Raw genomic sequence first — 6,558 nt, forward strand, 5'->3', positions numbered from 1 at the left:
TCACGTACTCCTCCCACGGGAGGGGACGGGCCGGAGGGGCCGGTGTGTGGGACGTAAAGCGAAGCAGTCCCACACACCGGCCCCGGAGGTCCGTCACCGCACCCAACACCCACCCAGCCCGCCGCAGGCGCAACGGCGACAAACCACCACGGCGGGAAAGCCGACAACGTGGGAACCTAAGCCTCTGGCGCAAACCGACTGCGCACGGCCGTCTGTACCTCGGCCTCCTCGGCCGGGTCGGCGGCGAGTCGGCGGAGCTGTTCGACGACCCGGTCGTCGCCGGTGGCGGCGTGCCGGGCGGCCAGTTCCCGGGTGGTCTCCTCGCAGTCCCACAGGCACTCGACGGCGAAGCCGGCCGCGAACCCGGGATCGGTGGCGGCGAGCGCGGCGGCGGCCCGGCCGCGGAGGTGGGACGAGGACGTTTCACGGTAGATGTGCCGAAGGACGGGGGCGGCGCAGCCGACGCCGAGCCGTCCGGTGCCGTCGACCAGCTCCCACAGGCCGTCGGCGTCCGGACCCTCCTCGCGCACCGTCCGTCGCAGGGCGGCCAGCACGAGCTCGGTGTCGTGCGGTCCGCCGCGGCGGGCGAGCATCGCGGCGGCGGCCACCCCCAGCCGGTCCCCGCGCGCCGCCCAGCCGCGGGCCCGCTCGACCGCGGCCACGCTGCACATCCGCGCGAACGAGGCGAGCGCGGCGGAGATCAGCAGCTCACAGGAGAAGGGGCAGCCGACCGCGGCCTCGATCAGATCGAGCGCCTCCGGGTCGCCGCACTCGGCGAGGTGGTGGAGTGCGGCGGCGCGCGCCGCGTCCGGTCCACTACGGGCGGCACGCAGCAGCTCGGGCCGGTCCTCGGGCCCGGCGACGGCGGCCAGGCAACGGGCCGCGGCGCGGTACCGGTGCTCCTCGGGCTCCAGCTCCAGGCCCTCCTGGGCCCACCGGAGGATCTCGGACACGCTCCAGCCGGGGCGCGGCCCGCGGGGCCGCAGCTGCCGCTGCCAGCGGTCGAAGGAACCCTGCTCCCCGGCGGCGGCCAGTCGCGCACCGTAACGGGGATCCTCGGCCCACAGCCGCCAGGGCCGGGGTTCGAAGGCGTCACGGACCGCGGCGGCCAGTTCGGCCTCGCCCTCCTCGGTCCCGGGAAAGCGGGCGAGGACGGCGGGGGCCAGGGTCATCAGCCCGGCGTCGTCGTCACGCAGCGCAAGCTCGTCCAGAGCCCAGCGCCAGTTGCTGCCGGCCGCGGCATAGCTGCGCAGCAGCAGACGGGCGGCGTCCCGGCCGTACGCGGCGAGGTGGCCGAGGACGGCGAGGGCCAGGCCGGTGCGCTCCTCGCCGGTGTCGACGACGTCGTCGGGGTGGAAGAGGTGGCGTTCGATCTCCTCTAGCCCGCCGTCGAGTTGCATGTAAAGGCGCGCGTAGTAAAGGGAGCGGTTCTCGACCTGCCAGTCACGGCGGGGGTCGCGCAGCACGCTGTCGTTGAGTGCCGCGAGCGCCTCGGCCCGCGGCGCCGCGAGGGCATGCAGGGTCCCGTCGCCGCGGCCTCGCTGCAGGAGGCCGAGCAGGGTGCCACTGGGCGCTATGTCTGGATCGAACATGAGGTCAGCATCCGGTGCGGGGGGCAGGCTGGCAACGGGATTTCCGCTGACCGGCATTCTTGCCGGTGACCACGGGCCGTATGCGTCGTTCCCACCATGGATCGGGGAGAACGCCTGGCGTACGGCGGCCGAAGCCTAGCCTGGAAGCCGTCATTCCGCCGATTCGCGCCGGGGATGCCCCGAAAAGCCGGGGGCATATGCCGGGTGCACCACCGTATCGGGTAGTGCCAAATCCCTTACGGACGGTCGCTGCCTGTGCAACAGTCGTTACCGGCCTTCAGCCCGGCGCCGCCTGATCACGGAGTACGTCATGCCGTCCCCTCTCTTCGCGGATCACTCAGCAGACCGGCCCCCCGAGCGTGACGCCGTCGAGGCACTCATCATGCAGGCCCGCCGCCTGCGCGGTGGTCTCGACGCGGTGCGCCGGGAGTCCGCGGTGGACACCGGCCTCGCCCCCGACCCGCAGCTGCGCTGGCAGCGGGCGCTGTGCGATCTCGCCGCGCACCACCTCGACGACCTCGGGGGCCATCTCGACCAGCTGAGAGAGGGACTGCCCACCGAGAGTGACGATGACCGCACTCCGGAGGCCGAGCCACCCGCCGCGACGCCGGAGCCCGCGGCCCCCGAGCGCGGCGCGCTGCTGCGCCGGGTCGGCAGCGCCGAGTGGAATCTGCTCACCGACGAGGTCAGCTGGTCCGACGAACTGTTCGCGATGTTCGGCAGGGCCCCGTCCGACGGCCCGCTCACCCTCGACGAACTTCCCTCCCTGGTGCACACCGAGGACCAGGAGAGGCTGGCCGCCATGGTCACCGACTGCCTGGTGGACGGCCGGCCGATCGACGGCGAATTCCGCATCGTGCGGCCGGACGGCAGCCGGCGCACGGTGCACATGGTGGGCGAGCCGGTGCTCGACGCCGACGGCTGTACCGCATGCATGTGGGCCGTGCTGCGGGACGTCAGCGAGCTGCGCCGAAGCCAGCAGGCGGTACGCGAGACCCGTGACTCGCTCCACCGCGAGCGGCAGATCGCGCAGACCGAGCACCGGCTTGCGGTCGAGCTGCAGGAGGCCGTGCTACCGCCATGGCGCGGCTCCCTGCGGTTCCCGCAAGGCGGTCCGGTCGCCCTCGACCTCGCCGGGCGCTATCTGCCGTCCGGCACCCCCGGCCTGATCGGCGGCGGCTGGTACGACGCGCTGCAACTCCCCGACGGCCAGACGCTGTTGAGCGTTGGCGATCTCACCGGGCACGGCGTCACCGCCACGTCCGGCATGGCGATGGTGCTCGGCGCGCTGCGCGGGATGGCGGTCGCCGGACACCGGCCGGGGCCCCTGATGGGTCTCCTCAATCAGCTGCTGGACACCGCCGCCCAGCCGGCCCTCGGCAGCGCGGTGTGCGGCTGGTTCGACCCCGGGACGCGCACGTTGGAGTGGGCTCAGGCCGGACACCCCGCACCGCTGCTGTTCCGCCGCGGCACGGGGCGCGCGCTGGACCCACCCGAGGGCGTACTCCTCGGGGCGACCTCGGGTGCGGCCTACACCCAGCACACCGAGCAACTGGAGCCCGGCGACCTGCTCGTCCTGCACACCGACGGTCTCGTACCGCGCCGTGCGTCGGGCGGGGAAGCCTCCCATGACGGTGCCGAGCGGCTGCTCGCGCTGGCGCCTCGGTTCGCCGCCGCCCGCAGTGCGCAGGACAGTGTCCGCATCGTCGTCGAGGAGTTCGGCAGCGCCGAGCGCGAAGACGACGCCTGTGTGCTGATCGCCCGGGTCGGCGACTGACGCACACCCCACCGGCTGCGGACGGTCCGGCGGGTCCTTCGCCGGCCGCCCCGGAAGCGTCGGCGAGCGGACCCTCGGTGGACGGATGAGACGGCGGGGCGGAGCACGCTCCGTCCTCTCTCCCGTCCTCATGCCGCGCGCAGGACGCGGCGTCACCCAGGCGGGCACCTCCCGTCTCAGGCAGAGAAGTTCCCTCCGAGGCCCGTTCCGATGCCGGGGCCCAGCCCCGATCCCTTGGTCTTCGGCTTCGCCTTCGGCAGAACATGCTGGATCTCTTCCCGCAGGTCCTGGATCTTGGCGAAATTCGCATAGTGGCCCGTGAGCCGGAACATCTCGCGCAGCCGGTCCCAGGTGCGATGGGAGGAGTTCTCCCCGATGGAGACCAGCGCCAGCCGGGCGTAGCGGTCGGCCTGCTCGGGATCGTCGCCGATGAAGCAGGCCGATGCCATCGAGATGTAGTCGAAGATCTGGGACCGCTGACGGCCGTTCTCCCGCAGCCGCAGCGCCTGCTTGGCATGGTGCTGGGCGATCCTGGCGGCGGACGGATCGTGGTCGGCGAGGGTACGGAACGCCAGCGCCTGCATGCCGTGCAGATCCGCCTCGTCGAACATCTGCATCCAGCACGGCGGCGGCACATCGCCCTTGTCCGAGACGAACAGCTCCTCCGCCTCGCCCAGGGTGCGGCGCATCGCCTGGCCCTGCCCTTTGGACGCCTGCGCCCAGGCCTCGATGGTGTGCAGCATGGCGCGGGTGCGTGGCAGGTTCTCCTCGCCGGAGCCGGACTTGGCCAGCTTCATCAGGTCCAGCGCGTCGTCGGGACGGCCCAGATGGACCATCTGACGGGCGGCGCGGGAGAGTGCCTCACCCGCACGGGGACGGTCGCCGCCCTCGCGCGCGGCATGCGCCGCGATGATGAAGTACTTCTGGGCGGTGGGCTCCAGGCCCACGTCGTGGGACATCCAGCCGGCCAGTACCGCGAGGTTGGCGGCCACTCCCCACAACCGGCGCTGCAGGTGGTCGGGGTGGCGGTAGGCGAGCATCCCGCCGACCTCGTTGAGCTGGCCCACCACGGCCTTGCGCTGCAGCCCGCCGCCGCGGGCCGCGTCCCAGGCGCGGAACACCTCGACCGAGCGCTCCAGCGCGTCGATCTCCTGGGACCCCACGGGGGCCGCCTCGTAGCGGTCGAGGCCGATCTGGTCGAATTCGTCGGCGGATTCGGTGGCGAACGGGTGGGTGGGGCGGGGGGCGCCGGCGGGGGCCGGATCGGTGTGCAGCCAGTCGTACATGGCGCCGGTGAGTGCGGAGCCCGCGGCGAGTGCGGCGCCCGCACCCACCAAGCCGCGTCGGTTGAGCATGAGGTCCATTCCCGTGAATTCCGTGAGGACCGCGGCGGTCCGTTCGGGAGCCCACGGCAGACCGTCCAGGGCCTGCCGCTTCCCCGAGCGACCGGTTCTTGCGAACCCGAGGTCCTCGATGGTTACGACACGGCCGAGGCGCTCGGTGAACAGGGAAGCCAGAACCTTGGGCACCGGATCACGCGGGGTCTCCCCCATGTCGATCCAGCGCCGCACTCGCGAGGTGTCGGTCGCCAGCTGCGGATGGCCCATGGCCGCCGCCTGCCGGTTGACCAGTCTCGCCAGCTCGCCTTTGGACCAGCCGGCCAGACCGAAAAGGTCCGCGAGACGGGTGTTCGGCTGCCTGTCCACGTCAAGCCCCCAGGTTCCTCGACTGAGTTGACAGTAACGGCCGGTGACAGGGGCTGTGGGCATTCGCCAGGGTTCGCCAGGGTGCGCCAGATGGTCTGCCACCCGCGGCCGCGTGTTCTGTAGACGTGCCGCCCCCGGCCTGGTGGCGGGACCGCATTCCCCAGGGTGCGCGCCCTGCACAGGGACCCTGGATCGGCCTCCTGCACGGGGCCCGTTCACGGGTTCCCACCACCGGGCCGGGGAGCGCACGCAACTCGCCGGCGCACGAAGGGATCTGTTTCACCCATGTATGCAGCATCGTCCGCCGTGACCGCCCCCACTCGGCCGCACCGTCCGCACCCCACCGGAAGCGGGCCGTATCTCGACCCCGCCCCTTCCGCGGGGGCGGTCCCCGGCCTCCCCGGCGGCCGGACCCGGCGGGCGCACGGTACGGGACCCCAGCCGCTCAGCGGGAGGCTCGACCTGTCCGGCCCCCAGGGCGCCCAGCTGCGCGCCGCCGTCGCCTCGGTGCACCGCATCTGCCCGGAGTTCAACCCGGTGCAGGTGCTGCGCCGGAGCAGTAAGTCCGTCCTTCTCGTGGGGACCACGGGCCGGATGACCGCGGTCGCCAAGTGTTTACTTGACCAGTCCCCCGCATGGGCGGAGCGCTTCCGGCAGGAAATAAGTGCATACCGCGCATTCGTCCGGCATCGTCCGCCGGTTCGGGTGCCGCGGCTGGTGGCGGCCGACCCCGACAACTGCACCCTGATCGTGGAGCGGATGCCCGGCCGGGTCGCCGCGCTGACCCGGCACCCGTCCGAAGCGCCTCCCCGCGCGGACGTCCGCGCCGCGCTCGGCGCGATCTGCCGGATCAACCTGTGGCGTCCGCCGGCCGGACTGTTCGACGCCCCGCTGGACTACGCGGGCCGGATCGGCCGCTACCACGACCTGGGGCTGCTCACCGACCGGGACCTGGGCGATCTGCAGAAGCTGCTGCACGGTCTCTCGCACACCCAGGGCCAGTTCTGTCACGGCGACGCGCTGCTCAACAACGTGCTGCTGTCCCCCACCGGCCCGGTGCTGCTCGACTGGGACAACGCGGGCTGGTATCTGCCGGGCTACGACCTGGCGACGTTGTGGTCGGTGCTCGGCGACGCGCCGGTGGCCCGCCGCCAGATCAGCCAGCTCGCCCAGAACGCCGGCCCGGCCTCGCGGGACGCCTTCCTGGTGAATCTGATGCTGGTGCTCACCCGCGAGATCCGGCGCTACGAGACCGCGGTCCAGCGGACCATGCACGAACCCGCGCCGACGGGGACGCCGGGCCCGGGACAGCCCGGTATGCCCGCGGCGGGCGAGGAGCAGCGGCTGCTCCTGCGCCGGCTGCATGACGACTGCCAGATGGCACGCCGTGCGGTACGGGCGGCGGTCGGCACCCCCTCGGGGGATGGTGAGCGGCGCGTCCGGGCACGGGGCGCGCCGCTCAGCCATGTGCGCCGGCTCGGCC

At 72.8% G+C, this 6,558-nt stretch carries 4 protein-coding genes; 2 read left to right on the forward strand and 2 right to left on the reverse strand.

The features are described 5' to 3' along the window. Positions 1 to 176 precede the first annotated feature (176 nt). A complete protein-coding gene (locus EST54_RS32740; RefSeq protein ID WP_129251316.1) occupies positions 177 to 1,592 on the reverse strand; it encodes a HEAT repeat domain-containing protein in 1,416 nt (471 codons plus the stop codon). Positions 1,593 to 1,902: 310 nt separating this feature from the next. Here EST54_RS32740 and EST54_RS32745 point away from each other — a divergent pair, with 310 nt between their 5' ends. Continuing rightward, positions 1,903 to 3,369, forward strand: a complete 1,467-nt coding sequence (locus EST54_RS32745; protein WP_129251317.1) for a PP2C family protein-serine/threonine phosphatase — start codon at positions 1,903 to 1,905, stop codon at positions 3,367 to 3,369. Between the two features lie 176 nt (positions 3,370 to 3,545). Here EST54_RS32745 and EST54_RS32750 read toward each other — a convergent pair whose 3' ends face one another. Beyond that, complete coding sequence (locus EST54_RS32750; RefSeq protein ID WP_129251318.1) at positions 3,546 to 5,075, reverse strand: DNA-binding protein NsdB; 1,530 nt, start codon at positions 5,073 to 5,075, stop codon at positions 3,546 to 3,548. 285 nt (positions 5,076 to 5,360) lie between these two features. Between EST54_RS32750 and EST54_RS32755 the strand changes: the two genes are divergently transcribed. Further along, a partial coding sequence (locus tag EST54_RS32755; protein WP_244942665.1) for an aminoglycoside phosphotransferase family protein occupies positions 5,361 to 6,558 on the forward strand: 1,198 nt, incomplete at its 3' end.

It is taken from the genome of Streptomyces sioyaensis (assembly GCF_004122735.1).
GTDB classification, from domain to species: Bacteria; Actinomycetota; Actinomycetes; order Streptomycetales; family Streptomycetaceae; genus Streptomyces; species Streptomyces sioyaensis.